Annotated in this window: 34 protein-coding genes; 20 read left to right on the forward strand and 14 right to left on the reverse strand. The window is 43.0% G+C overall.

What is annotated here, in order from left to right:
- Positions 1-6: 6 nt before the first annotated feature.
- A complete protein-coding gene (locus ACWATR_RS07575) occupies positions 7-636 on the reverse strand; it encodes a DedA family protein (protein WP_069072908.1) in 630 nt (209 codons plus the stop codon).
- 487 nt (positions 637-1,123) lie between these two features.
- Between ACWATR_RS07575 and ACWATR_RS07580 the strand changes: the two genes are divergently transcribed.
- Complete coding sequence (locus ACWATR_RS07580; protein WP_435027380.1) at positions 1,124-1,477, forward strand: STAS domain-containing protein; 354 nt, start codon at positions 1,124-1,126, stop codon at positions 1,475-1,477.
- A gap of 348 nt (positions 1,478-1,825) precedes the next feature.
- Here ACWATR_RS07580 and ACWATR_RS07585 read toward each other — a convergent pair whose 3' ends face one another.
- On the reverse strand, positions 1,826-2,386 hold the full coding sequence (locus ACWATR_RS07585) for an Npun_F5560 family protein (RefSeq protein WP_460331038.1): 561 nt from the start codon (positions 2,384-2,386) through the stop codon (positions 1,826-1,828).
- Between the two features lie 227 nt (positions 2,387-2,613).
- Positions 2,614-2,964 carry a 30S ribosomal protein S6 gene (rpsF, locus tag ACWATR_RS07590; protein WP_069072911.1) on the reverse strand — a complete coding sequence of 117 codons (351 nt, stop codon included), beginning with the start codon at positions 2,962-2,964 and terminating at the stop codon, positions 2,614-2,616.
- Positions 2,965-3,139: 175 nt separating this feature from the next.
- On the opposite strand from rpsF, the gene ACWATR_RS07595 reads away from it, so the two are divergent.
- Together ACWATR_RS07595 and ACWATR_RS07600 are read left to right on the forward strand one after the other, a co-directional pair.
- A complete protein-coding gene (locus ACWATR_RS07595; protein ID WP_460331040.1) occupies positions 3,140-3,283 on the forward strand; it encodes a hypothetical protein in 144 nt (47 codons plus the stop codon).
- 69 nt (positions 3,284-3,352) lie between these two features.
- Positions 3,353-4,126: a fumarylacetoacetate hydrolase family protein gene (locus tag ACWATR_RS07600; RefSeq protein WP_460331043.1), complete on the forward strand. Its 774-nt coding sequence runs from the start codon at positions 3,353-3,355 to the stop codon at positions 4,124-4,126.
- Positions 4,127-4,129: 3 nt separating this feature from the next.
- Here ACWATR_RS07600 and ACWATR_RS07605 read toward each other — a convergent pair whose 3' ends face one another.
- On the reverse strand, positions 4,130-4,606 hold the full coding sequence (locus tag ACWATR_RS07605; RefSeq protein ID WP_460331046.1) for a Tic20 family protein: 477 nt from the start codon (positions 4,604-4,606) through the stop codon (positions 4,130-4,132).
- 81 nt (positions 4,607-4,687) lie between these two features.
- Positions 4,688-4,885, reverse strand: coding sequence for a hypothetical protein (locus tag ACWATR_RS07610; RefSeq protein ID WP_181930961.1), 198 nt, complete (start codon positions 4,883-4,885; stop codon positions 4,688-4,690).
- A gap of 596 nt (positions 4,886-5,481) precedes the next feature.
- Between ACWATR_RS07610 and ACWATR_RS07615 the strand changes: the two genes are divergently transcribed.
- The gene (locus ACWATR_RS07615) at positions 5,482-8,517 is read left to right on the forward strand and encodes a hypothetical protein (RefSeq protein ID WP_460331048.1); all 3,036 of its coding nucleotides are present in this window, start codon (positions 5,482-5,484) and stop codon (positions 8,515-8,517) included.
- Positions 8,518-8,786: 269 nt separating this feature from the next.
- A complete protein-coding gene (locus ACWATR_RS07620) occupies positions 8,787-8,897 on the forward strand; it encodes a photosystem I reaction center subunit VIII (RefSeq protein ID WP_193950956.1) in 111 nt (36 codons plus the stop codon).
- Between the two features lie 185 nt (positions 8,898-9,082).
- On the opposite strand, the gene ACWATR_RS07625 is transcribed toward ACWATR_RS07620, so the two are convergent.
- From ACWATR_RS07625 to ACWATR_RS07650, 6 genes are all read right to left on the reverse strand, one after another.
- Positions 9,083-9,202, reverse strand: coding sequence for a photosystem II reaction center protein J (locus ACWATR_RS07625; RefSeq protein WP_012411803.1), 120 nt, complete (start codon positions 9,200-9,202; stop codon positions 9,083-9,085).
- A gap of 70 nt (positions 9,203-9,272) precedes the next feature.
- Entirely contained in the window at positions 9,273-9,395 is a 123-nt protein-coding gene (locus tag ACWATR_RS07630; protein ID WP_094332364.1) for a photosystem II reaction center protein L, read from the reverse strand.
- 8 nt (positions 9,396-9,403) lie between these two features.
- On the reverse strand, positions 9,404-9,541 hold the full coding sequence (gene psbF / locus ACWATR_RS07635) for a cytochrome b559 subunit beta (protein WP_015115279.1): 138 nt from the start codon (positions 9,539-9,541) through the stop codon (positions 9,404-9,406).
- 9 nt (positions 9,542-9,550) lie between these two features.
- A complete protein-coding gene (gene psbE, locus ACWATR_RS07640) occupies positions 9,551-9,799 on the reverse strand; it encodes a cytochrome b559 subunit alpha (RefSeq protein ID WP_104908256.1) in 249 nt (82 codons plus the stop codon).
- A gap of 193 nt (positions 9,800-9,992) precedes the next feature.
- Positions 9,993-11,012 (reverse strand): photosynthesis system II assembly factor Ycf48, encoded by a 1,020-nt coding sequence (locus ACWATR_RS07645; RefSeq protein WP_460331056.1) that lies wholly within the window; start codon positions 11,010-11,012, stop codon positions 9,993-9,995.
- 141 nt (positions 11,013-11,153) lie between these two features.
- Entirely contained in the window at positions 11,154-11,489 is a 336-nt protein-coding gene (locus ACWATR_RS07650) for a rubredoxin (protein ID WP_069071324.1), read from the reverse strand.
- Between the two features lie 324 nt (positions 11,490-11,813).
- Here ACWATR_RS07650 and ndhC point away from each other — a divergent pair, with 324 nt between their 5' ends.
- The 7 genes from ndhC to ACWATR_RS07685 all read left to right on the forward strand — a co-directional run bounded on the left by ndhC (position 11,814) and on the right by ACWATR_RS07685 (position 15,737).
- On the forward strand, positions 11,814-12,176 hold the full coding sequence (gene ndhC / locus ACWATR_RS07655; RefSeq protein ID WP_012411797.1) for a photosynthetic/respiratory NAD(P)H-quinone oxidoreductase subunit C: 363 nt from the start codon (positions 11,814-11,816) through the stop codon (positions 12,174-12,176).
- On the forward strand, positions 12,167-12,904 hold the full coding sequence (ndhK, locus tag ACWATR_RS07660; protein WP_181930966.1) for a photosynthetic/respiratory NAD(P)H-quinone oxidoreductase subunit K: 738 nt from the start codon (positions 12,167-12,169) through the stop codon (positions 12,902-12,904). The genes ndhC and ndhK overlap by 10 nt, the downstream gene beginning before the upstream one ends.
- Entirely contained in the window at positions 12,897-13,427 is a 531-nt protein-coding gene (locus tag ACWATR_RS07665) for an NAD(P)H-quinone oxidoreductase subunit J (RefSeq protein WP_460331061.1), read from the forward strand. The genes ndhK and ACWATR_RS07665 overlap by 8 nt, the downstream gene beginning before the upstream one ends.
- Before the next feature lie 555 nt (positions 13,428-13,982).
- Positions 13,983-14,261 carry a hypothetical protein gene (locus ACWATR_RS07670; RefSeq protein ID WP_460331063.1) on the forward strand — a complete coding sequence of 93 codons (279 nt, stop codon included), beginning with the start codon at positions 13,983-13,985 and terminating at the stop codon, positions 14,259-14,261.
- The gene (locus ACWATR_RS07675; RefSeq protein ID WP_460331066.1) at positions 14,258-14,707 is read left to right on the forward strand and encodes a type II toxin-antitoxin system VapC family toxin; all 450 of its coding nucleotides are present in this window, start codon (positions 14,258-14,260) and stop codon (positions 14,705-14,707) included. The genes ACWATR_RS07670 and ACWATR_RS07675 overlap by 4 nt, the downstream gene beginning before the upstream one ends.
- Positions 14,708-14,731: 24 nt before the next feature.
- Positions 14,732-14,875, forward strand: coding sequence for a hypothetical protein (locus ACWATR_RS07680; RefSeq protein ID WP_460331068.1), 144 nt, complete (start codon positions 14,732-14,734; stop codon positions 14,873-14,875).
- 133 nt (positions 14,876-15,008) lie between these two features.
- Positions 15,009-15,737, forward strand: a complete 729-nt coding sequence (locus ACWATR_RS07685) for a nuclear transport factor 2 family protein (RefSeq protein ID WP_460331071.1) — start codon at positions 15,009-15,011, stop codon at positions 15,735-15,737.
- A 618-nt stretch (positions 15,738-16,355) separates the two neighbouring features.
- On the opposite strand, the gene ACWATR_RS07690 is transcribed toward ACWATR_RS07685, so the two are convergent.
- From ACWATR_RS07690 to ACWATR_RS07700, 3 genes are all read right to left on the reverse strand, one after another.
- Positions 16,356-17,762, reverse strand: a complete 1,407-nt coding sequence (locus ACWATR_RS07690) for an NAD(P)(+) transhydrogenase (Re/Si-specific) subunit beta (RefSeq protein WP_460331074.1) — start codon at positions 17,760-17,762, stop codon at positions 16,356-16,358.
- Positions 17,759-18,052: an NAD(P) transhydrogenase subunit alpha part 2 gene (locus tag ACWATR_RS07695; RefSeq protein WP_069071329.1), complete on the reverse strand. Its 294-nt coding sequence runs from the start codon at positions 18,050-18,052 to the stop codon at positions 17,759-17,761. Before ACWATR_RS07695 ends, ACWATR_RS07690 begins: the two co-directional genes overlap by 4 nt.
- Positions 18,053-18,162: 110 nt before the next feature.
- Positions 18,163-19,335, reverse strand: coding sequence for a Re/Si-specific NAD(P)(+) transhydrogenase subunit alpha (locus ACWATR_RS07700; RefSeq protein ID WP_460340271.1), 1,173 nt, complete (start codon positions 19,333-19,335; stop codon positions 18,163-18,165).
- Positions 19,336-20,096: 761 nt separating this feature from the next.
- Here ACWATR_RS07700 and ACWATR_RS07705 point away from each other — a divergent pair.
- The 8 genes from ACWATR_RS07705 (at position 20,097) to ACWATR_RS07740 (ending at position 26,037) form a co-directional block, all read left to right on the forward strand.
- Positions 20,097-20,609, forward strand: a complete 513-nt coding sequence (locus ACWATR_RS07705; RefSeq protein ID WP_460331077.1) for a DUF2808 domain-containing protein — start codon at positions 20,097-20,099, stop codon at positions 20,607-20,609.
- Between the two features lie 137 nt (positions 20,610-20,746).
- Positions 20,747-20,881 carry a 50S ribosomal protein L34 gene (gene rpmH, locus ACWATR_RS07710; RefSeq protein WP_084227158.1) on the forward strand — a complete coding sequence of 45 codons (135 nt, stop codon included), beginning with the start codon at positions 20,747-20,749 and terminating at the stop codon, positions 20,879-20,881.
- A 36-nt stretch (positions 20,882-20,917) separates the two neighbouring features.
- On the forward strand, positions 20,918-21,340 hold the full coding sequence (rnpA, locus tag ACWATR_RS07715; protein ID WP_460331081.1) for a ribonuclease P protein component: 423 nt from the start codon (positions 20,918-20,920) through the stop codon (positions 21,338-21,340).
- Positions 21,327-21,719 carry a PH domain-containing protein gene (locus ACWATR_RS07720; RefSeq protein WP_069071333.1) on the forward strand — a complete coding sequence of 131 codons (393 nt, stop codon included), beginning with the start codon at positions 21,327-21,329 and terminating at the stop codon, positions 21,717-21,719. Before rnpA ends, ACWATR_RS07720 begins: the two co-directional genes overlap by 14 nt.
- 177 nt (positions 21,720-21,896) lie before the next feature.
- Positions 21,897-23,048 (forward strand): membrane protein insertase YidC, encoded by a 1,152-nt coding sequence (gene yidC / locus ACWATR_RS07725; RefSeq protein ID WP_460331084.1) that lies wholly within the window; start codon positions 21,897-21,899, stop codon positions 23,046-23,048.
- On the forward strand, positions 23,045-23,572 hold the full coding sequence (locus ACWATR_RS07730) for a Jag family protein (RefSeq protein ID WP_460331087.1): 528 nt from the start codon (positions 23,045-23,047) through the stop codon (positions 23,570-23,572). Before yidC ends, ACWATR_RS07730 begins: the two co-directional genes overlap by 4 nt.
- A 146-nt stretch (positions 23,573-23,718) precedes the next feature.
- Positions 23,719-24,246: a YceD family protein gene (locus ACWATR_RS07735; protein ID WP_460331090.1), complete on the forward strand. Its 528-nt coding sequence runs from the start codon at positions 23,719-23,721 to the stop codon at positions 24,244-24,246.
- Positions 24,247-24,525: 279 nt separating this feature from the next.
- The gene (locus ACWATR_RS07740) at positions 24,526-26,037 is read left to right on the forward strand and encodes an AAA family ATPase (protein ID WP_460331093.1); all 1,512 of its coding nucleotides are present in this window, start codon (positions 24,526-24,528) and stop codon (positions 26,035-26,037) included.
- The last annotated feature ends 190 nt before the right edge of the window (positions 26,038-26,227 follow it).

A 26,227-nucleotide genomic window follows, 5' to 3' on the forward strand; every position in this document is an offset into this window, starting at 1 on the left:
GACTATTTACTCTTCTGCTGCACCCTTGACTTGACGAGATTCGAGCCACAGGGGCACAACAATTAAAGCAGTGAGGATCAGTAAAGCTGCGATCGCAAATTGACCCACCCAAGCAACCAATTGTTCTAGAGAGACAATTTTGCCAGCAAAGAAAGCTAATGTCACCATCAAACTAGCCCAAGCAACTGCTCCTAAAAAGTTGTATAAAAAGAATTTTCCAAAGGGCATTTCAGCTATACCAGCTAGTGGTGCAGCAAAAACTCGTAATAATGCCAGAAAACGTCCAAAAAATACCGCTTTAGCAGCATTTTGACTAAATTGATCTTTAATAGTTAGTAATCGCACTTCCGAAATCCGAAAAATGCTACCAACTTTTACCAGGAAAGGCCAACCGCTAACCCTACCAATCCAATAGCCACAAGTGCCACCAATGACAGCACCCATGATTGCATCACCGAGAACCAGCCAGAAATTTAGTTCATCGCTGCCAGCTAGAAACCCGCCCACTAAGGTCACGGTTTCACCAGGAAGGGGAATGCCTAAATTTTCTAGCAAAATTCCCAAAAAGATTGCCCAATACCCGTAACTATGGGCGACTTTCTGGATATTTTCTAGTGAAATCAGCTCTAAAGACATCCCGCACCGCCGTCTTTACAAATTTTTACTTTTACTATATCTTTGCTTGTTTTTGGCTGGGGTGTCAATCAAACCAATACATAGAGTTATTAAGTCATTAGTTTAATACTGAATAATCCATAGATTTTAGTCTATGGTAGCTCTTAAATCTTGAATATTAACTATAAATTTTTTGAAACTTACTACCACAAGTTAATATTTATTACAAAGGAAATAAAAAATTTATAGAAAGTTCATAAATATCCATTTAAATTGTGAAAATCTTGTAAAAGATACGGTTGATACCGAAATTGTTAGGCGCTTATGCCTATATTGATGAAAGTTATCACAAATTATACGACATGAATACTGAAATAATCTCTCTCAACTGTACGACTGAAATTGCCCAAATATCTGGGTAAAACAGTCATTTTGCCGTTGAAAGAGAAGACGTATTGATGTCTTTTTTCAATTTTCTGTCAAGTGTTCCAATTACCCTGTTAAATTTATGGCTCTCACACAAGAACTTCAAGTGATTTTGTTTAAACCCCAAGGAAGTATAGATTTGGAAGGTGGCAAGGCTCTGAGTGAACAGATGGCTGAAGTAGTGCCTCAAGCTCATCAGCTCTGGGTTATCGACCTAGCAGAAGTCAACTTCATGGACAGTTCTGGATTAGTGCCTTTAGTTAAAGGTTTAAAAGCTGCACGTCAGAGTGGATGCCGCTTGGTTCTATGCAACGTGCAAGCTCCTGTACGGTTAATTTTGGAACTTACCCAACTAGATACAGTGTTTGAAATTTTTCACGCTTACGAAGATATTTTTACTACCGTCAAAGATAACAGTCTGGTGCTAGCAGGTTAGATAATAAATCTACCTATAGAAGGATAGCGTAGTCAAGCAAAATTTGCATTTTTTCACATTTTCTAAAGATCACAGTCTGATGCTAGCAGGCTGATTTTCTTTTTTCTCTAGAAAAGTAAGTAAGCACAAGTACTTAATGGCAAGTTGGTATAGGCTGTTTAAATCAGCCTGCACCGCTTTGGGTATAAATAATCCCATTGGCTTTTAGCTGTGGGAGAAGTTAATTTGAGCTAAATATATATCCGACGTAGCTAGTGTAAGGAAGCAGGAGGTAAGAAAGGCTCGAATGTCAGAGATCCTTTGCCGCACCAATTTCTTACCTCTTAAGATTCCACCATAATGTTAATTTTAGGCATTCTGGGGAGTTGAAATATTAGCTTGTTCGGATGCTGGGCGAGGAAAATTTGGTAAATCAATGCCACTGTGACTAGCATTACGAGTTTTGAGAGCTAAACGGTAACTCACACTTTGCAGTTCTGCTTGTAGTTGGCGGTTTTCCCGTTGTAGCATTGCTACCTTTTCTCTCACTGGCGTCATCCGCTCCTCAAACTTCCGGCGGTAAATTTGAGGTAACTCTTGTACTACTTGCTCCAACATCCGAGTGCGATCGGTGAGTTCTTGGACTGACTGTCGCAATTGGTAAATTTCGGAGTCACGAGTTGTAATTTGCTCTTGGTAGAACGTCACCTGCTGCTCTACAGCCTGGAGTTGTTCTTGTAAAGCGTGTAACTGGGTGAGATCACGCTCAAGATCCGGCTGCTGGGGCATAAAACTAGTATTACCTTTTACCAGCCGGAAGAGTTCTTGAGATAGTTGTTGTACTAATTGATCGCGAAGCTGCAACTCTTGGCGTAGCTGCGATACTTCCGTAGAGAGAACTTGAATATTGGGTGTATCAGATTGGATCACAGTAGCTTAAAGCTCCCATTCAGAATCTTGTCCACTCTTAGGTATAACTGCGGGAGTACTACCTTTGGCAAGTATTTGTTAATTTAGCATTCCCAAACAAGTCACGAAAAAAGAAAAAGACAAAATTTTATTGAATGGGATTTGGGCATTGGGCATTGGGCGTTGGTTATTTCCCCTCTGCTCCTCTGCTCCTCTGCTCCTCTGCTCCTCTGCTCCTCTGCCTTAGACTAGACTGTTGCAGCTACTTTAGTTGGCTTTTCTTTTTCCTCTTTAGGAGGTTTTTCTTCGGCGATTTCTTGCTTAACGGTCAAATAGCGAATCACTTCTTCACTCAAGCGCATGGCGCGTTCAAAGGGGGCGATCGCAGTTGCAGGCGCACCGTAGTTTAACTGGATATAGATACCATCGCGGTGTTTTTTGATTTCATAAGCCAGACGACGCTTACCACGATTTTGAATTTGGATATCCTCAGCGCCTTGATCGCGAAGCAAATTCTGATATTTAGTAATTGCTTGCTCTACCTGTTCTTCTCCCAGGTCAGGACGGAGAATGTACATTGTTTCGTAACTTGTAGTCATATTTTTCAGTTTCCTCATGGACAAAAGTGGCTGCTGATGTTAATTTATACCTGGTTTTAATTAAAAATGCCAGTATTAATCAACATCTGAAGCAACAAGGAACTATAATCTTACCAGTTTTCAATTTGAATCATTAGCCAAATCGCCGGAGTTTGGATTATTTTGGATTTCCCCAATGAAAACTAGGTCGGGAGGCAACCCCGATATTTCTTTAGCAAGATTGATCAAGTTATTAGCTTCGCCAATGGGTATCTTTACCCTATGGGCGTCTATAGCGATCGCGATCGCTTTCATGCTCAAGGCTCAATCGGTTCGCTAAAAAGCCAACTGAGGATTGCTACCCGCTCACAGCAACAAAAAATCAAATAAAAGGATATTCGTCAAGGTTATGGCGCAGCGCTATGTGCGAATTCAAAATCAAGAAGGACAGATTTATTATGGGATACTCCAACTATCCCTCAATGTCCAGGTGCTAGATGCTCCGCCCTGGTTACAAGGACAACCCACTGATTTGACTTTGACACCAGAAAATTACCAAATTCTGGCTCCTTGCGCTCCCTCAAAAATTGTGGCGGTGGGTAAGAATTATGCAGAACATGCAGCCGAAATGGGAACTTTAGTACCTTCTGAGCCACTAATCTTTCTGAAGCCACCCACGTCGATCATTCCATCTGAGAGGGAAATTAAGTATCCTCCCCAATCACAAAAAGTTGACTATGAAGGAGAGTTAGCACTAGTGATTGGCGATTACGCCTTTGAATGCACACCAGAGGTAGCCCAAACTAAAATTTGGGGCTACACCATCGCTAATGATGTCACAGCGCGGGATTTACAAAAAAAGGATGGTCAATGGACGCGAGCCAAAGGTTTTGATACTTTCTGTCCTTTGGGCCCTTGGATTGTACGAGAATTAAATCCTGGAGCGAGATTGCAGACTTTTGTGAATGATGACGCTAACCCAGTCCAATCTGCCTGCATCGATCAGATGGTGTTTTCGCCCGATGTTTTAGTTTCCTATATCAGTCAGGTGATGACGCTACTACCTGGTGATTTGGTGCTTACAGGTACGCCAGAGGGTGTAAGCGCATTGCATCCAGGCGATCGCGTCCGCGTAGAAATTGAAGGTATTGGTCGCCTGGAAAACACCGTAGTGGCTCGTTAACTTCTAACGTACTTGCATATACACTGCATCGGAAATCGCCGGGATTTCCGCATAACGTCCGCTTACGGATTGGATGACTGAATATACAACTGCTCCCACTATGCCAATAAAAATTGTTGTGGATAGGGTTTGGATTGCAAAACCACCAACGGGAACTAGTCCCACAACATCAGTAAGGATGCTAAACAAAAAGATAATGATGTCCAAAAGGATTGCTTGCATGGTGTTGAAACGAATAAAGTGACTAATTTTTTCGTTTCTCACTACCAGCAAAAATAAAGCAAAGAAAATAATCATTCCTGCATAACGCACGCCGTAGTAAATATTTAACAATGGCACGAGCGGCAGAAACAGCAGTTGTAGTGGTGGAAATTCTGAGAGCAAATATCTACCAAATACAAAAACTTCAACTAGAGGAAGCAAATAAGGCAAGGAAGCAAAAATCCGATCTGAAACTGTTGTAGACCCGCGCCAAGACATTATGCGTTCTCCTGTGGTTAAATTTCAATAGTTACTTGAGCTTAGGATAACGCAGTTGCTTGGTCTTGCTGATAAATTCAACTATTCTATATGGGCGATACGAAAGCCCATCATGCACTCATACTGGTCTGGCTGCTGTTGAGTAAGTTTGTGAATGGCTTGACCACAGCGCAGTTGACCCTCACGCCAACGAGGTTGACCCCTCCCGTCAGCGAGTAAACAAGACTGGCAAACTTGCTCAGGGGCAAGGATTTGATCGTCCATTAAAATGACTAGCATCGAATCCCTCCTATAAATCCTCATTGTCAAACAATTTTGGATTTTAGATTTTGGATTTTGGATTGACCCCATAGATATATCTAGGGTTAAGTGTTGTGATTTACCCACTCAGCACTCTTCATGATGGCGCTTTGCGCCCAGCCTGGGCGATCGCAGAAGACACTTAAGAGCCACATCTTACCTCTTTGTAGCAAAAATGTGGGTAATCACAATTTAATAAAAATTGTCAAGTGAATTTTAATTTATTGTATGTTGTGTCTATGGTAAATTGAATATTTAGTAAAAAATGATACAAAAGTATTGGCGCTAAGTTGAGCAGAGATAGCTAATACTATCTCTTGTATCCCTGGTAATTGAGCACTGGAGAGTGTCAAACTTAATATTCAGAAAACAACAAAAGCTTTACGCACAAGCAATAAGGCGACCTCTTGAAGTAACCTTAACGTGGCTAGTTAAAGCAAGAGAAGTCAAGTAAGTAAAACTGAGTTAATTTGATAGCCATTTAAGTGGGGCATTTCCAAAATACTGAGGTAAACTTGCAAGCAAGTTAATACACAATATTACTCAGCGGCTCGTCGGTCTGGGCATCACTTACAATGGAACACTGGCAATTTCTGATACAGAAACAAGGCGCACGCTCGTGGCATATCCTAGAATCGCCAAATTTGGAAATTTTGGAAGGACAGTATAGAGTTTTGGCTCGTTCTAACCTTCCTAATACAGATGTGGAAGTTCGGGTAACTCACTCTTCAACTGAGGAAGTTCAACCAACGCGGCGAATTTTCAAGCGATCGCGTCGCACTAACTCAGAAGGCTTAATGGCGGTAATTCCTTTTACCTACTTCCAGGCGGGAGTTTGGGAGTTGCGCTGTTCCGGCGATTTGATGTCGGAACTGCTCGGTAAATCTTGGCAATACAGAGTCCAACTGCAAGTCTTGTCACAGATGGAAGAGGAGCAGAGGAAGAATGTAGAATCAAATTCACTCGCTCACCCAAATACTGTTTCTGAAAACTTGGAATGCACAGCCCCAGCAGAACCCGCAATTACATTTGATAACGCGATCGCTGTTTCCACAGAACTGGCAATTACTAAATACAGCAGCCCCACTATCGCTGTTCTCCCAGAAGAGAACTTAGAATACACTGCCCCAGCAGAAACCGCAATTACATTCGATGAAGCGATCGCTGTTCCCGCAGAATTACACAGCAACCCCACTATTACTGTTCTCCCTGATGAAGAAAAGTTAGAATACACTGCCCCAGCAGAAACCGCAATTACGTTTGATGAAGCGATCGCTGTTTCTACAGAACTGGCAATTACTACACACAGCAATCCCTCTACCACTGTTCTGTCAGATGAAACGGAAGAAGATGAAGATATAGTTATCAATGAGCCTGTGAGTCCTGTGTGGCTCAAAGGTGAGACGGCAGAGCAGATTTTACAAAATTTAATAGATTTAGCTTTACCCACCTCTGAACTGCTGCCCCAAGATGATAAGGTTACAGATTCTCTAGCAACACAACCACCGCCACCATTACAGCTAACTTTAGATCAGGATACTTACATTGCTCGTTGGGGACACGCTCTTACAATCAATGGACAAATAGAACTCAAAGAAAAGACAAATCTAGATCAGGCAGAAACATTATCCCCAGAAAGCCTGCGGTCAATTGAACTAGGAATTGAACTGCGATCGCCGCTAGAGTCGAAAATCTTGACCCAGGTACGGCGATCCTTGCCAGATCAGGAATTACCCTTCACTATCAATACCTCAATTGATATTCCTGCTGACTGTAAATCCAAGTTAATTTTGGCAGATATTAGTTTGTATGGTAAATTCGCCCATGCTGGTGAAGTTATCCAGTTAGCTAGTCAGTCCTTCACCATTACGGCAGATGTAACGGAACTACTGGCAATCACAGCCGCAGCAAAACCTAGTACACCCTTAAATGACCCCATAACACCATCAGACTCATCTGCTGCTTTCACAGAACCAGAGACACCTGTTAAGCTCGATTTGAAACTATTCAATCTGGTCAAAATTCCAAAAACAGACCAGCAACAGATACTTAATCCATCCTCAAGCACACCCCTACCACCGCAAATAAATCTGCAAGTTCTGCGAGAAGCCACCCTGCGGACAACATCTAAGTTAAAGACTTCAGGCACTTCACCTCAATTGCCGAAACTGCCTCCTATTCAAACCGATGCCAACTCTCCCACAGATGTTGTTGCAGAACCCCCTATACAGGAGGAGCTTCTAGACAAGGATACTACTATAGCTGCCATTAACTTGGAGCAGTTGGTCATCAGGCAACGTCGAATGCCAATACTCGACACTGCTTTGCCATACTTGAAACGGCTACAAGCTTTGCCAAATGATGCAGAAGAAGAAGTAAAAAACAATGTCCCCGCAGATGCCTTGGAAGTTCAGGCGGCTGAAGACTTCCCGCAGTTGGACGCAATTGTAGCTGAAGATGAAAATACACCTGAATTAATAGTAGGTGATGCACAATTCCAGGAAGAATTTGTTGCTGAAGTCGAAGCCCAGCAAAATAAACAATTCCAGGAAGAATTTGTTGCTGAAGTCGAAGCCCAACCAAATACACAATTTCAGGAAGAATCCGTTGCTGAAGTAGAAGCCCAGCAAAATGCACAATTCATTACAACAGGCAATCTTTACTCATCTCCTTTACTCAGGAAGTGGATGCAGAGCCAAGGATACTCTTTGCCTGAATCCATCAATAATCTGCAACTTCAAGATTACGATAACTATGTTTCAGCGCAGCAGACACCCGTTTCTCTTAGTGCAGAAACTACGAATCTTGATATCAACTTGTCGTTAAATCTAGATACCAACACGGAGAATAATCTGAGCGAAGATTGGGGTCACTCAGAACTTATCCTGACTCAGACACGGCACGAACAGGAAACATGGGAAGAAGACCAAGGGTTGGCTAACGAACTGAGTAAATTTGGGGAAGATGTAGACACAGCAGAGGAAGCGGAGGGGACAGGAGTAAATACGGAACTAGAAAAAGTATTAGAAGAAGCAACACTCTCATCGGCTCTGGTAACACAACTACCGCCCCCCCCTCCTCCGATAAAAGTAAATATAGCGTCAGCTTGGTTGGCGCAAGAAATAGTTGTAGATGATACATATAGTGAACTAGAAGCCGATGCAACCAGGAGTTACCTCTTTGAAGAAAAGGAGCAAGCACTATTAGATTTATCCCCTTCCTTACCTATGATTGCAGCAACTAATAAGCCTTTGCCAATTCCACAGTTGCATGTGCCAGAAGGCGAACTAATCGCTGGCAAGTCTTTGCTAGTACGCGTAGTACTGCCTGAAGTACCTCCGCAAGTTGTTGTCAAGTTATGGCTTGAAGATTATCAAACTCGCTGGTTACTAGATGGGCCTCATTTATTGACAAATTTGCTACCTAATGCATCGGGAGCCTTGGAAGTGATGACGCAATTAAACATTCCCTTTGGCTGTTTGGAAATTCGCTTGGAAGCGATCGCACTTGATCTGACAACCCAGCAAGAGAGTCACAAAGTCACAATATTGAGAACTGTAATTCCTCCAGACTTGCCAAACTTGCAGCTAGATGAACTCCTGGGTATGTAACTTAGGTATTGGGCATTGGGCATTGGGCATTGGGCATTGGGCATTGGGTATGGGGTATAAGAGGCAGGGGAGCAGAGGGGCAGAGGGGCAGAGGGGAAAGAACTTATACAAGAACTCTCCTCTGCTCCCCTGCTCCCCTGCTCCCCTGCTCCCCCACTTCCCCTCTCTCAACCTGGGCTGTGTTAAAAATCTTTAGAATTTCAAAAATCTGGCAGGATTTGCAGTAAGCTCATTTTGAATTGTAGTGTTATTTAACAGGAACTTTTACTATGGCAGCTTCCTTTTTGCCTTCTATCTTCGTTCCCATCATTGGTTGGGTTTTACCAGCTGTAACCTTCGCGTTTCTATTTTTATACATTGAAAGCGACGATATCAGCTGATGTAGTCAATAGTCATTAGTCATTAGTCATTTGCAAGAAACAAATGACAAAGGATAAAGGACAAATGACTATTGACCAAAATTAATACCGCCTATCTCATAGAGACAGGCGGTTTTTTTAACGTTGATTTCTCAACAAATGCTAGAAAATTCTAACTTATAGTATTCGGTTCAAACTAACTAATGTTAAATCGAAGAACCGAGTCCGGCGTAGGCACCATAAAAGAAAATGCCCAAGACTGTAATTATACCTAAACCTGCGATCGTAGCGACGACCCACAGGGGAATTCTCCCACTTCCAGACACAGCTTCTCTCCTCCCTTAACAACAAATCAACACACGTTCAATAAACAAAGATTAACAACAGTAGTTCCAATTAGTTAAAGAAGTAACTGGAAAACAGAATCCCCAGAACGAAAACTAGTAGTAGTCCCAGGTATAGCGAAGTCCGGTTTAGTTCAACCGGCTGATTATTGGGATTAGGCGATCTTTCTGCCATAATTGCTCCTAACGTTGAATAAATTGCATTGCGGCGATCGCGCCCAAAAAGAATACAGTTGGTACACCTAAAGTGTGTACTGCCAGCCATCTAACGGTAAAAATTGGATAGGTAACTGGTTGATTGATGTTGTTTCCGCTAGTCATGATCTCAAACTACTTTCCAATAAATTCTTCAACTTGTTTTTTAGCTTCAAAACGGTTCTTCACAATGGGCACTTCTTGCCGCGCTGGTGTGAAATACTCGTTGGGACGAGGTGTGCCAAAGGCATCATAAGCCAGTCCAGTTTGCACAAATAGCCAACCAGCAATAAACAATGCTGGGATGGTGATGCTGTGAATTACCCAGTAACGAACGCTGGTAATGATGTCTGAAAATGGACGTTCTCCAGTGGTACCTGACATTTAGATCCCTACCTCCACAAAGAATGTTATAGAGTTTATTATCCTACAAAGTTAAGAAAGAGTTACAAGTTGCAACGTTCTTCTCAGAAATTGTACGTTGGGAATGGGGCATGGGGCATGGGGCATTGGTCAATAATCAATAGTTGCTTCTTCCCCTGCCTCTACTCCCCTGCTCCTCTGCTCCTCTGCCTCACTAAGCTGCTTCTGGGGAAGTTGTTTCAGGATTTGGGAGATATTTGAGCAAAACGCCGCGATCGCCAATTATAAATCCACGCTCTGGCTCTAAGAACACAATCTTGTACAAATTAGCCGCAACTTCTTCTATGTCACGGTCTTTTTCCCAGGTTTTGCCACCGTCGCCACTGCGTAGTAAATTACCGCTACCGCCACCTACCCAAATTTCATCGGGTGTACGATATGCCAAATCCAGTAAACCCCAACTGGTGGATAACTCTGGATATTTTGCCTCTTGCCATTCTTCAGGTTTAGTTGGGTCACTAAACTGAACTTGACCTCCTCTAGCTAGTAACCACAATTGCCCATTCTCCGTAAAACCCATGTTTTCTAAACGCCGAGAACTATTGCGGTTATGGGGAACCCAAGCATCTTGCCCTGGTTCCCAAGTCGAGTAGAAACTACCCTTAGCAGAAACCGCAATATATTTACCATCAGGAGAACGTTCCAAGTTACGCACCACACCCACTGCTGATTCCACTTGGGCTTTCCAGTTTTTGCCGCCGTCTGTGGTCTTATATATGGCTCCCACATCAGTAGCCATTTCAGCTGTATTGTCTGCTAGCGCCTTAACTGCGATCGGACTACCTGGTAGCTTTTCGCTCAGGGGGATACGCGACCAAGAAGCACCTTCATCGGTCGTGTGTAATAACAGTCCAGGCTCTCCGGCAATCCAGCCTTCTTTGCCTGCAAAACTTACTGAGTCAAAGCGATACTTTTGCTCATCCAGTTGCAGTGTTATTGGTTTCCAGGTATTACCACCGTCATTGGTTTCCAATAGGGTGGCATTGCTACCGACTAAATAGCCATGCTCAAGGTTATCAGTAAAAGCAATATCCAATAAATTCGAGTCTGTTGGCACAGAAATGACTTTCCAAGGGTTGTAGCTAACAGAGGGAACTTGGCTACACCCTATGCACATCACGACTACTATTAACAAGGCAAATATTCGTTGCCAACCTTTCACAATTGAATGCATCAGTATTTCTTAGTTATTTCTAAATTTTTGTAGGAGTTGGCAGCCAGGATGCTTTAAAGTCCTGGCTTTTTCATTTTGAATTTTGTTAGCGCAGTGTAAAGCCTCTGGAAGAGAACGTTATTTGGAATTGTTTAAAGGCTGTCATTGTAAGCCGTAAAGACTGATAAAAAACAAGAAGCCAAGAGCCAAAGCACCAAAAATTAGGATATTCTTTTGGGTTGGCGTTAGGTTGTTAACACCCAAACCATAACCGAGATTTTCTTTAAAGCCGGATGCAGTACCGGCAGGGCCGATGTTGGCAAAAGCGGTCTTTTTAGCAGAACAAACTGGACAGCGCCAATTTATGGGCAGTTCTGCAAAGAGTGTCCCTGAAGGAATATCATGCTTGTCATCTCCCTTCTCAGGTTCGTAAACATAACCGCAGGCGCGACACTCGTAGCGGTCTAACACCGGAGTCTCAACAGCTGGTTCGCTCATGGCTAAGGCCTCGCAGAGAAGAAATCTTAAATATACGTTAAAAATTATGACATAATTGTTAGACTTTTCTATCACTAGCAAAAGCGAATCAAATACTTGAAGTCCGTCTGTTTCCCAGATTTCAGAAAAACCAAACAGATATAATGTAAAAGAAAGTTACGCAGTTAAGGGATTGGGCGTTGGGTAAAACAGTTCCGAGTTCCGAAAGTTCTGAGTAAAGAAGTGAGATTCCCTACTCAGCACTCAGCACTCAAAACTCAACACTCAGCACTCAGCACTCAAAACTCACTACTTAAAATACTCCATAAGCGGTAGATACTCATTGTGTTTGTCCTCAGCGGTTACGAGTACCTTCTAGGCTTCTTCATCATCTGTAGCCTAGTACCTGCCTTAGCGCTCTCAGCTTCCAAGCTCCTACGACCCAGTGGTTACGCTCCAGAACGTCGCACCACTTATGAATCTGGGATGGAACCCATCGGGGGAGCCTGGATTCAATTCAACATCCGCTACTACATGTTTGCTCTGGTCTTCGTCGTCTTTGATGTGGAGACTGTTTTCTTGTATCCTTGGGCGGTAGCTTTCCACCGTTTGGGGCTATTGGCTTTTATTGAAGCGCTAGTCTTTATTGCAATTCTTGTAGTCGCTTTAGTTTACGCATGGCGTAAAGGAGCTTTGGAATGGTCTTGAATTCTAACTTAACAACCCAGGGTAAAGAACGAATCATCAACCCCATTGAGCGTACCAATGTCACTCAAGACCTTTCAGAAAACGTCATTTTGACGACGGTTGACGATCTTTACGACTGGGCGCGGCTTTCTAGTTTGTGGCCGTTGTTATTTGGTACTGCTTGCTGCTTTATTGAGTTTGCAGCTTTAATTGGTTCCCGATTTGACTTTGACCGTTTTGGACTAATTCCCCGTTCTAGCCCCCGCCAAGCCGATTTAATTATTACGGCAGGGACTATTACGATGAAGATGGCTCCCCAACTGGTGCGTCTTTACGAACAAATGCCAGAGCCGAAGTATGTAATTGCGATGGGAGCTTGCACAATTACTGGCGGGATGTTCAGCGTTGATTCCCCTACGGCAGTGCGCGGAGTCGATAAACTGATTCCTGTGGATGTGTACTTACCTGGTTGTCCTCCCCGTCCCGAAGCAATTATTGACGCAATCATTAAGCTGCGAAAGAAAATCTCCAATGAATCGATGCAAGAGCGGGATAAAATTAAGCAAACTCACCGCTATTACAGCACGACTCATAATTTGAAGCCAGTAGAAGAAATCTTAACTGGTAAGTATTTGCAGTCAGACACTCGCTATGCACCACCGAAGGAATTGGCGGAAGCGATTGGTATGCCAATACCACCTGCACTGCTGACAGAAAAGGCGCAAAAGGAGGAACAAACCCGTGGCTGAAGAAGAATCTAAACCAGTACCAGCAGCGAAAGAAGAGGCATTGGTACAAGCGGGTAAAGTTTCCCAGTGGTTGACAGAAAATGGTTTTGACCATGAGTTTTTAGCACCAGATAAGAATGGTGTAGAGATAATTAAGGTGCCGGCAGATTTCTTGCTTCCCACCGCTACAGCCCTTTATGCTTATGGGTTTAATTATCTCCAGTGTCAAGGTGGTATTGACCTTGGCCCAGGACAAGAATTGGTGAGTATGTATCACTTGATTAAAGTCGGTGATAATAGCGATCGCCCCGAAGAAGTCCGAGTTAAAGTGTTCTTACCACGGGAAAACCCCGTAGTGCCTTCTGTGTACTGGATTTGGAAAACCGCAGATTGGCAAGAGCGCGAGTCTTACGATATGTACGGCATTATCTACGAAGGACACCCAAATCTCAAGCGGATTTTGATGCCGGAAGATTGGGTAGGTTGGCCTTTGCGGAAGGATTATATCTCGCCTGATTTCTACGAGTTGCAGGATGCTTATTAAATAGTGCTGAATAGAGACGCGATGAATCGCGTCTGTACAATATAGTTTCGGCAGTCATTAACCCCTTTCCGGTCGCGGAGAGGGGTTATGTTTTTGGTGTCTTATATAACAGTTGGTTGGCAATATTTGCTGTAATTCATTGACTATAGGACTCATATTTGATTTCTGAAAAAACTCAGTACAACTAAGAAGCCTTCTTGACTGTTGACTATTGCCTATTACCTATTGCCTGCCTACGCAAATTAGTTCAGAAATCAAAGCGGATTACTATATTAACTAATATGGAAACTAAAGAAATTCTTCAAGCACTCCCAACCTGAGCATAAGCGATCGCCTGAAAATAGCTGAATCAGCCCTGCAATTGGTTATTCAAGAAAAACACTCACCACTCACTTAAAGATGAGCAAAAATGCCAATTCACACTAACCGCAATGACAGTTGTTGCAGATTATGCACCTAGTAGTGAATTAGATATATTCTCAGAGTTAGAGGGAGAATACTTTTGTCATTATCCTGATAAAGACTTCTACAACTCAGTTAATTAGGAGGCAACAAATGACTATACAGCTACAATTGAAACCAGAAATAGAAGCTCGTCTCATTGCTGAAGCTGCTGCACAAGGTTTATCGGTAGAAGTTTATCTTGCATCTCTGATTGAAAACAGTTTAACCAGCCATGAAGAAAGTTTTTTTTATGAAGTATCAAATCAGGAAGAATGGGAAGCTATATTAACAGATTTAATAAATAGTCCTGCTTTTTCTTTAGCGCCAGCACTTTCAGATGCAGCGATTAGTCGAGAGAGTATTTACACCAGAGAAGATGAAATGTTATGAGCTATTTGGTGGATACTAATATTTTGCTGCGTTTGGTGCAGAAGAATAGCCCAATGCACTTTGATACTCAAAGAGCGATATTGATGCTCAAGAGACAAAGGGAATTATTATATATAATTCCACAGAATATCATTGAGTTTTGGGCTGTTGCTACAAGACCAATTAATAGTAATGGTTTAGGTTTATCCACGGCTCAAGCAGTAGAAGAAACTGATAAACTTAAGAAGATATTTATACTACACCTTGATACACCTACGACTTTTGGTGAGTGGGAATCTCTAATTGTTAAATACCAAGTTATGGGAAAGAAGGTGCATGATACACGTTTAGTTGCAGCGATGATAACACACCGGATTACACATCTACTTACATTTAATATTGATGACTTTAAACGTTTTTCTGAAATTGTAGTTGTTGATCCACGCAGTGTTACATCGCAGTCTTAATTATATTGCCAGAGCGATCGCACGGTGAAGATTTTACAGGCGATGCCTTCGGCGGGTTTCACCTACGCTTTTTTAACGAACCTTTCTAGGCGCAGAGGACACAGAGGAAGAAGGGGAGCGATCGCGTGGTTTAGTTTTGAAGGTGATACCTGCGGTAAGCTTCGCTAACGCACACTTTAAACGTCATAATTTCACTAGTACTTAGTAATATAGCGATCCTAAATCATTCGTGAGAAAATTCAAAAGAAGGATAAAAGTCTCCTTAGAAAGAGGTATAGAATATTAGAAGGTATTTATGTAGATGCAATCACTAACAGAGTTTATTGCTATAATTCTGTTGGTTTACTACCTAGATGAAAAATTCTTTATGAAATATCCCATTGTCGCTTTTACGACTCTGCTAACTGTAACGCTTGCAACTAGTAGTGTTGTTTATGCTGATGAGCAAGGGGACAAGCAAGCAATCATAGAAGCATACCGTGCTCTTAAGACAGCTGTGGAGCGTAAGGATGTTAATCAAGTATATGCTTACTATGCGCCTGAATATACCTTAATCAGGCAGAACGGAAAGTTACTGAATCTGGAGCAATCACGCCAAGATACGCAGCAGTATTTTCAGACTATACGCCAAATTAACGTACACGATGAGATTAAACAAATCCAAATCAATGGGCAAACTGCAACAGTAATCGGTATTGGATATTCAAGCGCAATTATTTCAAACCCGAAGAATCCTCAAGTTCCTGTACCTGTCTCAGCTGTAAGTCAATATCAAGATATTTGGAAACGAACTTCGAGTGGATGGAAAGTAATCAGCACTCACGTTTTAAACCAAAATGTCGCTGTGGGACAACAACAAAGCTCTCAAGGAAACCGACAGAAATTAACTCCTGAACAACGACAATTACTTATTGAACAAGAACAAATGTTATTGAACCAGATGATAAGAAATGGGGAAATGCAAAGGAATATGTTCAATTGCATGAATGGTATTGGTTATAAATGTGGAGATAGCATAATAACTCCATAATTAGTCAGGGTTAGCGCATCTCAAACCCTATTGACATGATGGTTTTGGGGTTCACCCAAAGCACAAATCAGTTCCAAATTACTACACTAAGCCAAGGAGTGGGATTGACATTTTTGTCTTCATGTGATTAAAAAACACAAAAAGCTATTTGATATATGTTTTTTCAATTATTTACGACAAATTGTCCTATTTTAAATGAAAAATTGATATTTAGATAGAGTTTTAGGCTTTTTATCTGTATCAAGAGATACAAAATTAGATTCGCTTATCCTGCGTAATTAGTATTCAAGAGAAACTATATCCAGACGTAACTGTTCAGGTAGGGAGTAGGAAGTTAACAAGGTTTGAAGCATCATCAAGCCCATAAATAAATTTGAGGTTCCGAGACTCAATCATCCAATCAAATCGCTTGTAACCCTGACTCTCTTTTTATCCTTAACTTACTTTTTTCTTTGTTCAATATTTTGAATTGTTGTAAAGTAATTTTCAATTTTTTATTCTTTGCGCCTTTACATGAGGCTATTTACCAAAAAAACTTGCCCCAGAAGCATCACACCCCCAAGGCAAGCTAGCTCTTTAAATTCTTTACTCCGCGCTCTCTGCGTCTTGGCGGTTCGTTTAAAGTTGCTTCACTTCCGAAACTAACTTCGCCACCATATCCTTAGCACTACCAAAAAGCATCGTCGTTTTATCCTTGTAGAACAACTCATTATCTACACCGGCAAAACCCGTACTCATCCCGCGCTTAATCACAATCGTCTGCTTCGCCCGATCTACTTCCAAAATCGGCATACCATAAATCGGGCTACTTGTATCACTCCGCGCCGCCGGATTTACCACATCATTTGCCCCAATTACTAAAGCCACATCCGCTTGATCGAACTGGGGGTTAATATCATCCATGTCGTACAACTGGGTATAAGGCACATTTGCCTCCGCCAGCAACACATTCATGTGCCCCGGCATTCTTCCAGCAACGGGGTGAATGGCATACTTGACATCAACGCCCATTTTTTCTAACTGATCTGACAATTCCCGGACGCTATGTTGCGCTTGGGCAACCGCCATACCATAACCGGGCACAATTACCACAGAACGGGCATAACCCAGCATCATCGCCCCTTCTTCAGGATCGATGCTGCGGACGCTTTGATCGGTTGCACCACCACTAGCAGCACCACCACCAGAACTAGAACCTGTACCAAAAGCGCTGAACAGCACACTAAATAAGGAGCGGTTCATCGCCTTACACATAATCTCGGTAAGGATTAAGCCAGATGCTCCTACCAAAGCACCAGCGATGATTAACATATTGTTCATCACCACGAACCCAGCCGCCGCCGCCGCCACACCTGACAAGGAGTTCAACAGGGAGATTACTACTGGCATATCGCCGCCACCAATGGGGATGACGAACATCACGCCCAGCACTAATGAAACGCCAACCACTCCCAAGAATATGGGTAAGCTATCTGGTGTGATGATTAAATAGGCACTACCTACTATATAAGCACCCAGAAGCAAGAGGTTAAATGGTTGCTGGAATGGAAATGTAATTGGGGAACCGCTAATTAAACCTTGTAATTTGGCAAAGGCGAGAAAACTACCTGTGAAGGTAACACCACCAATTAACACGTCCAATAGCATGGAAATGTTCACATCTAGGGGTATTGTCTGAGAACTATCCAATAACCGCCAGAATTCCGCAACGGCTACTAATGCCGAAGCCGCACCGCCCAAACCGTTGAGTAAACCCACCATTTGGGGCATTTCGGTCATTTGAACTTTGTAGGCAACGATCGCACCAATTCCCGATCCAATCGCCAAGCCCAACAATATCATCTCGTAGTTCAACACATGCTGATCCAGCATTGTTGCTGCGATCGCCAGCAGCATTCCCACAGCCGCTACAATATTACCGTTTCTCGCTGTAGCAGGTGATCCCAGCTTTTTCAAGCCCAGAATGAATAAAGATGCAGCGACTAAGTACGTCAGCTGAATGCCAGTTGGTAAAAAGTCGCTCACGCCTTAATCTCCTTCTTCTTGAACATTTGCAACATTCTGTCTGTCACTAAAAAACCACCCACAACGTTGATTGTTGCCAGGATTACAGCAATCAAACCGAGAATTACAGACACACTTGTGTCTTTTGCACCAGCAGCAACTATTGCTCCAAGTACCGCAATCCCGGAAATCGCGTTTGAGCCTGACATCAAAGGCGTGTGTAGAGTCGGTGGTATTTTGTTGATGACTTCAAAGCCGATAAAAGATGCCAAAACAAATACAAACAAAGCAGCAAGTAATGCCTCTGTCATGAAATCAAAACTCCTTGTGTAAATGGGCATTGGGCATTGGGCATTGGGCATTGGGCATTAGTTATTCTTTTTCCCCTATTCCCCAGTCCCTATTCCCCATTCCCCGTTCCCTAATTAACCGCTGGTTGTTGAGTATTGGATGCTTGTAGCGCATCCCGCACTCGTTGATTGCGAATTTCACCAGCGTGGGTAACGCAAGCTGCGTCAACGATGTCGTCGCTAAAGTCAACCTGCAAAGCTTTGTCTTTAATTAGCAATTGCATCAACGAAGTTACGTTCTTGGCATACAATTGGCTGGCGTGAATTGGCATCGATGATGGGAGATTGATGGGGCCGATAATTGTCACACCGTTCCACACAATATCTTTACCTGGTTCTGTACAGGCGCAGTTACCACCCTGATCAGCAGCCAAATCCACAATTACTGAACCTGGTTTCATTTGTGCTACCATTTCTTCTGTAACTAGCCGTGGTGCTTGTCTCCCAGGCACTTGAGCAGTAGTAATCACCACATCAGAATTCTTAACGTGTTCGGCGACAACTTCTTGGGTACGTTGTTTGCTAGCTTCAGAAATTTCCTTGGCGTAACCGCCAGCAGCAACGGTTTCTTCGTCTAATTTGACTTCAACGAATTTTGCCCCTAAGCTTTGCACTTCTTCCTTGACGGCGGGACGAATATCAAAGGCTTCTACTACTGCTCCCAAACGTCTAGCGGTAGCGATCGCTTGCAATCCGGCGACACCAGCGCCCATAATAAATACTTTCGCTGGTGCGATCGTACCTGCGGCTGTGGTTAACATCGGGAAATATTTCGGTAATGCAGCTGCGGCAATTAGTACTGCTTTGTAACCTGCTAATGAAGCTTGCGAAGACAAAGCATCCATACTTTGCGCCCTGGTAGTACGGGGAATCATCTCCATACTCAAAGCTGTGACTTTCCGATTTGCTAGTTGCTGCGCGACAACAGGATTTCCCAAAGGATTGAGGAAGCTGACTAATACAGCCCCTTCCTTTAATAAATCAATTTCTGAGCGTCCATCTTCTCGTTCTTGTGGCGGGCTGACTTTCAGCAGAATATCTGTTTCGCCCCATAATTTGGCAGTATCGCTGATTATTGTGGCTCCTGCGGTTTCATAGGCAGAATCGCTGAAAAATGATCGCTCTCCTGCACCTGTTTCTACCCACACTTCCAAACCTTGTTTTACCAATCGGGCAACGGTGTCAGGAATTAATGCCACACGACGTTCACAAACTTCAATTTCTTTAGCAACTGCTATTCTCATGAAATCTCCTGAAGATAAATACCTAATCTCTGCCAAGTAAGCGGTTGTCCAGATGAGGCGTGTCCCGCACTCATAGTACTTAGGCAGGAACATCAGCCATGAATTTTACTTGTAGATTGAACCTTGAAACTTTCCTCTCCCACTCTTAGCTCTCCAGGCAAAGCCTAACTTTGCCGTTCGCAGATGTCATATTTTCAGATAGTTGCAAACAGGGTTACGTATTGCACATCCTAAATTGATTCCCAAATTTTGCATCTTTATCTTTAGCTTATTTTCGGGATTGAGAAATTTTGGTATTCCTTTCTTATAGAGTAATATTGACCGAATTTTGAAGGCTTTATAATTTCCCAATCAAATTTTAATGATTACGACTTCGATTCCAACTTATTTTAATCAATTTAGCCCAAGTTAACTGGCGATCGCTGATGGCAAGGATCAATTTTTATAACAAAATTATCAAATTTAGATACACTTATACATATTTGGAAATACAATCTAATCTCAACTGTGTTTCTATCTAGTTAAAATTTGACCAACTTAGTAATCAAATCAGTACTCTGCAAGGGTAATGAAGTATATTCAATAATATGTTAAATTCGCTACTAAGTAGTTTTACTGTCGCCCCCAATTTCAGGGAAGATGGCACTTTTTGTTGAAATCCAACGTCCATTGTCAGGAAGTCAGTAGTAAAGTTTAGTAAAGAATACTAACACAGAGTTATTTAGATAACAGATTTATATTTTGGTAGAGGAAGCCCGATTATGCGACGTTTACTTTCTGCTTTAGCCGTGACTAGCTTTCTGGTTACTGGATTACCAGCCTTGACTTGGGCGCAAAGCTTACCCGGATTTACGCTGTTTAGCGGCGTCAAAAGCGAAAATCAACTGCCCTTCCGGTTAGATTTTGGTGGACAAGCTAATGGTTGGGATCGATACAGATTAAGAATTCCAGCCCAAAGAATGAAATTGGCTGTTGGTCAATTTGCCATTAACTACCCTGATTATTACAAAGGAACTTTTGACCAGAACAAAATTGAAGTCCGAGTCAAAGGCAAAGCAGTTCCACTTTCTGAGGTGAAGTGGGACAAAGAAGGTAAGCTGATTAATATTTTTCCCCAAGAGCCTGTACCAGCAGGTAGCCCAGTTGAGGTAGTCTTCTCTAATGTGAAAAACCCATCCTTCGGTGGAGTTTACTATTTTAATTGTCAAGTGCTCTCCCCTGGCGATGTGCCACTGCTGCGCTACATGGGAACATGGATTTTGAGCATCAATTAAATTTGGGGAGTGAGGAAGGGAATAGGTTACAGATTATTCCCTATCATCTCTCCCCTAATCTAATTCCCAATTCAATGATAAAGTGATAAAATTAGAGATTGTGAGTTTTTATAAAAATCACCTAAGAGGAGAACAGTATGAAAAGAACACTGGGCGGCACTAGCCGTAAGAGAAAAAGAACCTCTGGTTTTCGCGCTAGGATGCGGACACCAGACGGCAGAAACGTGATTAGCGCCAGAAGAAAAAAGGGGCGTCACCGTCTGGCCGTTTAGGGCATATCAAGCTATAAAGAGCATCAAAGAGCATCAGTGGCTTTGCCCAAAGCAAATCGGCTAAAATCCCGAAAGGATTTCCAGGCAGTTTTCCGGGAAGGAATTCGGCGTCATGGCTCTTATTTGACATTAAGAGCCTTAAAACCGTTGTGTTCATCAAAACCTTCTTTGGACACTGCCACCCAGACTACACAAATAATTGACTCAGCACATGTTGTCAGTACGCGGATTGGCATTTCCATAAGCACAAAAGTCAGCAAAAGGGCAGTGGTTCGCAACCGAATCAAACGACAAATTACTGCTGCTTTATACAACTTGCTGCCCAAATTATCACCAGGATGGCGGCTTGTGGTCATTGTCAAACCCACAGCAGCAGAATCGAAGTGCGTAAGCCCACAATTTCTGCAAGAATTAGAGCAGTTGTTGGCACAAGCCGAGGTGTTCGATGGGAATTCGTGAAGACGTATATTATGAAGGTGGCCCCCATATTGGGGATTTAATTGTCAACCTGCTAATCGGGCTAACCATTGTCGGGATACCATTAGCAGTCGGGGCAATTGTCAGGGCATTGTGGCTGCGTTTCCGCATCACCGATCGCCGAATTACAGTGACGGGAGGTTGGCAAGGGCGCGATCGCACTGACGTAGTTTACTCAGAAATTGTCAAAATCGTCAAAGTTCCCCGTGGCATAGGCTTGTGGGGAGATATGGCGATAACCCTCAGAAACGGCAGTCGTCTTGAATTGCGTGCAATTCCCAATTTTAGGGAAGTCTATGACTACATTAACGAAAGAATTGCTGCGAAAAATCCCGAATTTAGCGCTGCTGCCAACAAGTAATGGGAATAGAGAAAGCAGGGGGAGGTGAGGGAGATGAACCAATGCCCAATGCCCCATGCCCAATTCCTGATTCCCCATTTGAATGTGCGGCTATCCGTAGCGAAAGATAGTCGCCGACAAATCATGATTTAGATAAATTAGATTCAGTTTACAGTACCTCAGGTTGAATTCAGAATAATGGATTTTGGTATCGGCTTTCTCTCGAACAACGTGATGCTGCCAATCATAGATTTTTTCTATGGTATAGTGCCTAGCTACGGATTAGCGATCGTTGCTTTGACCTTGATAGTCCGCTTCGCGCTCTATCCCCTGAGTGCTGGCTCAATTCGCAATATGCGGAAAATGCGAATTGTACAACCTCTGATGCAGAAGCGGATGGCAGAAATCAAAGAGCGCTATAAGGATGAACCGCAAAAGCAGCAGGAGGAAATGGTTAATGTCCAAAAAGAATTTGGCAACCCTTTGGCAGGTTGTTTTCCATTACTAGTGCAAATGCCGGTCTTGTTCGCACTGTTTGCCACTTTGCGGGGTTCGCCTTTTGCAAGTGCGAACTACAGCGTTAACCTGCAAATCTTTCCCGCAGAACAAATCGAACAAATTCAACCGCAAGCCTTTGCTACTGCTCCTCAAAATATTTACGTTGCAGATGGGGAACACGTTAAAGTAGCTGCAATCATTCCCAGCGGAACCAAACTAGCGGTGGGAGAACAAACCAAGATACAGTATCAGACTGTTGAGGGCAAACCATTTCAGGTTCTTTTAGCAGAACACCCAGAAAATAAGCTGATTCCTGATTGGAAAATTACCAAAGGTGAAGATAGGGTAAAAATTGATGCTGATGGCAATGTAGAAGCCTTGCAACCAGGAGAAGTTACTATTCAAGGAACAATTCCTGGACTAGCAGCAGAAAAAGGCTTTCTATTCATTGATGCTTTAGGCAGGGTTGGCGCACAAGATCCAGATGGCACAATCCACTGGGATATCGTCGCCATGATTGTCTTCTTTGGGATCAGCCTTTATGTTAGCCAAATGCTTTCCGGGCAAAATTCCAGTGGTGGCAATCCGCAGCAAGATACAGTTAACAAAATCACCCCCGTCATCTTTTCTGGGATGTTTTTGTTCTTTCCCCTACCAGCTGGGGTGCTGATGTATATGGTGATTGGCAATATTTTCCAAACCGCACAAACTTATCTGCTCTCCCGCGAACCTCTACCAGAAGAACTGCAAAAAATCGTAGAAACCCAGGAGAAGGAAGCAGCAGTCATAGAACAAAAGGCATTGCCCTTTGAACCAAAAAGTCCTAAGAAAAAGGCGACAGGGGGATCATGAGCGACATTCCGATGCAGCGAGGTCAGCAGTGGTTAAAAACCCTGCTGGAACTCACTGGAATACCTGCTGAGATTCAGGGTCATTTAGAAACTGCCCAATCTCAAGATGGCGATTCCCCAGAACCAGATAACTACTGGCTGACAATTGACCAAACGAACTTAACCTCAGAACAAATCCAAGTATTAATTGGTGTCGATGGTTCTGTGTTAGATGCGATTCAGTATCTAGCAAATTCAGTTTTAAACCTGAGCCAACCCCCGGAAGAACAAGCCTCTTACACCATTGAGTTAAATGGCTACCGAGTTAAAAGAGAAGCCGAAATTCGCGCATTAGCAGAAGCAGCAGCCGATGAAGTGCGCTTTTCTGGTAGAGAAGTGGAAATCAAATCTCTTAGTTCTGCTGAAAGGCGACAAATCCATACATTCTTGAAGGAATTTGGAGATTTGGAAACCTTCAGTCGCGGTAAAGAGCCGCATCGTCATCTAGTTGTGCGACCAGCTTCGTTGGAAGAAGTTAGGGGTTAGGAGTTAAGAGTTAGGAGTTAATTGAAAGCTCATGACTATATAATTTCAAAATTTCTCTTGTTCCTAAAAGCTAAAATAAAGATGTAGTACCAGTACAAATACTGGCAATAACTGTTAATTTTAGTGAGCATATCTCACAAAATCCTATGGACGCAATTTATATTCCGCAGCTAATTAGAGCATCGGAGCGGACAGAGGAAGTTCAGGTTAATGAATTTCTGCCTGGTCTGGAAACTTTGACACCAGTTCGTGGCCATGTGCGCGTGCAGCATAATGGCACTTATCTGGAAGTGTCCAGTCAGGCAGAAACAATTATTACTTGTACCTGCAACCGCTGCTTGCAGCAATACAATCGCCGCTTAGGGATTGATACAAAAGAAATTATCTGGTTAGACGAAACTGCAAATCAGCCAAATGACTTGCCCTTAGAAAGGGAAGTAGTTATGGAAGAGTTGCTGGAAAGCTTACCGCCTGATGGTTATTTTTATCCCAACGAATGGCTCTATGAACAGATGTGCTTGGCAGTACCCCTGCGGCAACTGTGCGATCGCAATTGTCCAGGTATTCCTGTAATTACTTTTGATAGTTCTGATAGTCCTGATAGTTCTGAAACTCCAGTTGATAACCGTTGGGCTTCTCTGGAAGCTTTGAAAAAGCAACTTCCGGGACAGTAGTATTTAGTAGTTTACGCAGTTAATCTATGAGATTTATATAGAACCCGATTTCTTAAAGAAGTCGGGTTTCTAATTTATTTTTTTGCATAAATAGCATATCTTCAGCTAAACATTTCTTTATTCTCTCGGTATCCTCTGAGCCTCTATAGTTGGTAACGGATTTTAGCCTTAGAGCGATCGCACTGACAACCGCTATGAATTGGTAGATATTGGTTTTTTAGTTGTTAGAGGCGATACAAACCTGAACAATGAGAGAATAACAAATAACCAAAGCCAAATATGAACTTCCGTGAAGAGTTTAAACTGCTACTACGCGCCCGCTACCCTTTGATTTATATTCCCACTTATGAGGAAGAACGGGTAGAAGCAGCTATCCGGGAAGAAGCAACCAACCAGGGTAATCGCCCAGTATATACTTGGGATTTTGTTGATGGCTATCAAGGAAACCCCAATGATGTTGGGTTTGGGCGGCGTAACCCGTTGCAAGCTTTAGAATTTATCGAAAAATTACCAGCTTCCGCACCTGCGGTATTGATTTTGCGAGATTATCATCGCTTTCTAGATGATGTAGCGATCGCCCGCAAACTCCGCAATCTCGCCCGACTCCTCAAGTCGCAACCAAAAAATATTGTATTACTCTCACCACGCATTGCCATTCCTGACGATTTAACGGAAGTTCTGACAGTCGTTGAGTTTCCCTTACCCGCCGCCCCAGAAATTAAAACTGAGGTAGAACGCTTACTACAAAGTACTGGTAACTCCCTTGCTGGAAAAGTTTTAGATGACTTAGTGCGCTCTTGTCAAGGACTTTCGATGGAACGGATTCGCCGGGTTTTGGCAAAAGCGATCGCAACTCACGGTGAATTGCGACCAGAAGACGTGGATCTAGTTTTGGAAGAAAAGCGCCAAACTATCCGCCAAACCCAAATCCTGGACTTCTACCCTGCCACTGAGCAAATTTCTGATATAGGCGGACTGGATAACTTGAAAGATTGGCTGATTCGTCGGGGAGGTTCATTTACCGATCGAGCGCGACAGTACGGATTACCGCACCCCCGTGGTTTAATGTTGGTGGGTATTCAGGGAACCGGTAAATCGTTAACAGCAAAAGCGATCGCTCATCATTGGCATTTACCCTTACTACGCCTGGATGTGGGAAGATTATTTGGTGGTTTGGTGGGTGAATCAGAATCTCGGACTCGCCAAATGATCCAAGTAGCTGAAGCCCTTGCACCCTGTATTTTATGGATTGATGAAATAGATAAAGCCTTTGCTGGACTTGGTAGCAAAGGTGATGCCGGAACAGCCAGCCGTGTGTTTGGTACTTTTATTACCTGGCTAGCCGAAAAAAGCTCACCCGTTTTTGTCGTCGCCACCGCCAACGACATCCAAGCTTTACCACCAGAAATGTTGCGTAAGGGGCGATTTGATGAAATTTTCTTTGTGGGATTGCCCACCCAAGAAGAAAGAAAAGCAATTTATGATGTTCATTTATCCCGACTGCGCCCCCACAACTTGAAAAGTTATGACATCGAAAGATTAGCTTATGAGACACCGGATTTTTCTGGGGCAGAGATTGAGCAAACTTTAATTGAAGCGATGCATATTGGATTTAGCCAAAACCGCGACTTTGCTACGGATGATATTTTAGAAGCAGCGAGTCAGATAATACCCTTAGCGCGAACTGCCGTAGAGCAAATTCAGCAACTCCAAGAATGGGCTGCTGCTGGGAGAGCGCGTTTAGCATCGAAACACAATCCTTTAAGCGAACGCCTCCGACGGACTACATGAAGACATTCAGCAGTAGCTAAAATAATGAGTTAAAAGTCCATAGTCAATAGTTAATGATGAATTATTATGGACTATTGATTCTTATACGGATAGGTTACATTGCTTCTCTACTCGTAAATCTTGAGAGCCAGATCAACGTCACTCCCCTTAATGGGTAAAATACGCACGTGGCTGGCTCACCTTGACTAAA

The organism is Nostoc sp. UIC 10890, from assembly GCF_054786515.1.

Coding starts and splice junctions, on each gene's coding strand:
- ACWATR_RS07575 (WP_069072908.1), bottom strand. CDS start 636: ATGTCTTTAGAGCTGATTTCACTAGAAAATATCCAGAAAGTCGCCCAT.
- ACWATR_RS07580 (WP_435027380.1), top strand. CDS start 1,124: ATGGCTCTCACACAAGAACTTCAAGTGATTTTGTTTAAACCCCAAGGA.
- rpsF (WP_069072911.1), bottom strand. CDS start 2,964: ATGACTACAAGTTACGAAACAATGTACATTCTCCGTCCTGACCTGGGA.
- ACWATR_RS07595 (WP_460331040.1), top strand. CDS start 3,140: ATGAAAACTAGGTCGGGAGGCAACCCCGATATTTCTTTAGCAAGATTG.
- ACWATR_RS07600 (WP_460331043.1), top strand. CDS start 3,353: ATGGCGCAGCGCTATGTGCGAATTCAAAATCAAGAAGGACAGATTTAT.
- ACWATR_RS07605 (WP_460331046.1), bottom strand. CDS start 4,606: ATGTCTTGGCGCGGGTCTACAACAGTTTCAGATCGGATTTTTGCTTCC.
- ACWATR_RS07610 (WP_181930961.1), bottom strand. CDS start 4,885: ATGCTAGTCATTTTAATGGACGATCAAATCCTTGCCCCTGAGCAAGTT.
- ACWATR_RS07615 (WP_460331048.1), top strand. CDS start 5,482: ATGGAACACTGGCAATTTCTGATACAGAAACAAGGCGCACGCTCGTGG.
- ACWATR_RS07620 (WP_193950956.1), top strand. CDS start 8,787: ATGGCAGCTTCCTTTTTGCCTTCTATCTTCGTTCCCATCATTGGTTGG.
- ACWATR_RS07630 (WP_094332364.1), bottom strand. CDS start 9,395: ATGGCAGAAAGATCGCCTAATCCCAATAATCAGCCGGTTGAACTAAAC.
- psbF (WP_015115279.1), bottom strand. CDS start 9,541: ATGACTAGCGGAAACAACATCAATCAACCAGTTACCTATCCAATTTTT.
- psbE (WP_104908256.1), bottom strand. CDS start 9,799: ATGTCAGGTACCACTGGAGAACGTCCATTTTCAGACATCATTACCAGC.
- ACWATR_RS07645 (WP_460331056.1), bottom strand. CDS start 11,012: ATGCATTCAATTGTGAAAGGTTGGCAACGAATATTTGCCTTGTTAATA.
- ACWATR_RS07650 (WP_069071324.1), bottom strand. CDS start 11,489: ATGAGCGAACCAGCTGTTGAGACTCCGGTGTTAGACCGCTACGAGTGT.
- ndhK (WP_181930966.1), top strand. CDS start 12,167: ATGGTCTTGAATTCTAACTTAACAACCCAGGGTAAAGAACGAATCATC.
- ACWATR_RS07670 (WP_460331063.1), top strand. CDS start 13,983: ATGACTATACAGCTACAATTGAAACCAGAAATAGAAGCTCGTCTCATT.
- ACWATR_RS07675 (WP_460331066.1), top strand. CDS start 14,258: ATGAGCTATTTGGTGGATACTAATATTTTGCTGCGTTTGGTGCAGAAG.
- ACWATR_RS07685 (WP_460331071.1), top strand. CDS start 15,009: ATGCAATCACTAACAGAGTTTATTGCTATAATTCTGTTGGTTTACTAC.
- ACWATR_RS07695 (WP_069071329.1), bottom strand. CDS start 18,052: ATGACAGAGGCATTACTTGCTGCTTTGTTTGTATTTGTTTTGGCATCT.
- ACWATR_RS07700 (WP_460340271.1), bottom strand. CDS start 19,335: ATGAGAATAGCAGTTGCTAAAGAAATTGAAGTTTGTGAACGTCGTGTG.
- ACWATR_RS07705 (WP_460331077.1), top strand. CDS start 20,097: ATGCGACGTTTACTTTCTGCTTTAGCCGTGACTAGCTTTCTGGTTACT.
- rpmH (WP_084227158.1), top strand. CDS start 20,747: ATGAAAAGAACACTGGGCGGCACTAGCCGTAAGAGAAAAAGAACCTCT.
- ACWATR_RS07720 (WP_069071333.1), top strand. CDS start 21,327: ATGGGAATTCGTGAAGACGTATATTATGAAGGTGGCCCCCATATTGGG.
- yidC (WP_460331084.1), top strand. CDS start 21,897: ATGGATTTTGGTATCGGCTTTCTCTCGAACAACGTGATGCTGCCAATC.
- ACWATR_RS07730 (WP_460331087.1), top strand. CDS start 23,045: ATGAGCGACATTCCGATGCAGCGAGGTCAGCAGTGGTTAAAAACCCTG.
- ACWATR_RS07735 (WP_460331090.1), top strand. CDS start 23,719: ATGGACGCAATTTATATTCCGCAGCTAATTAGAGCATCGGAGCGGACA.
- ACWATR_RS07740 (WP_460331093.1), top strand. CDS start 24,526: ATGAACTTCCGTGAAGAGTTTAAACTGCTACTACGCGCCCGCTACCCT.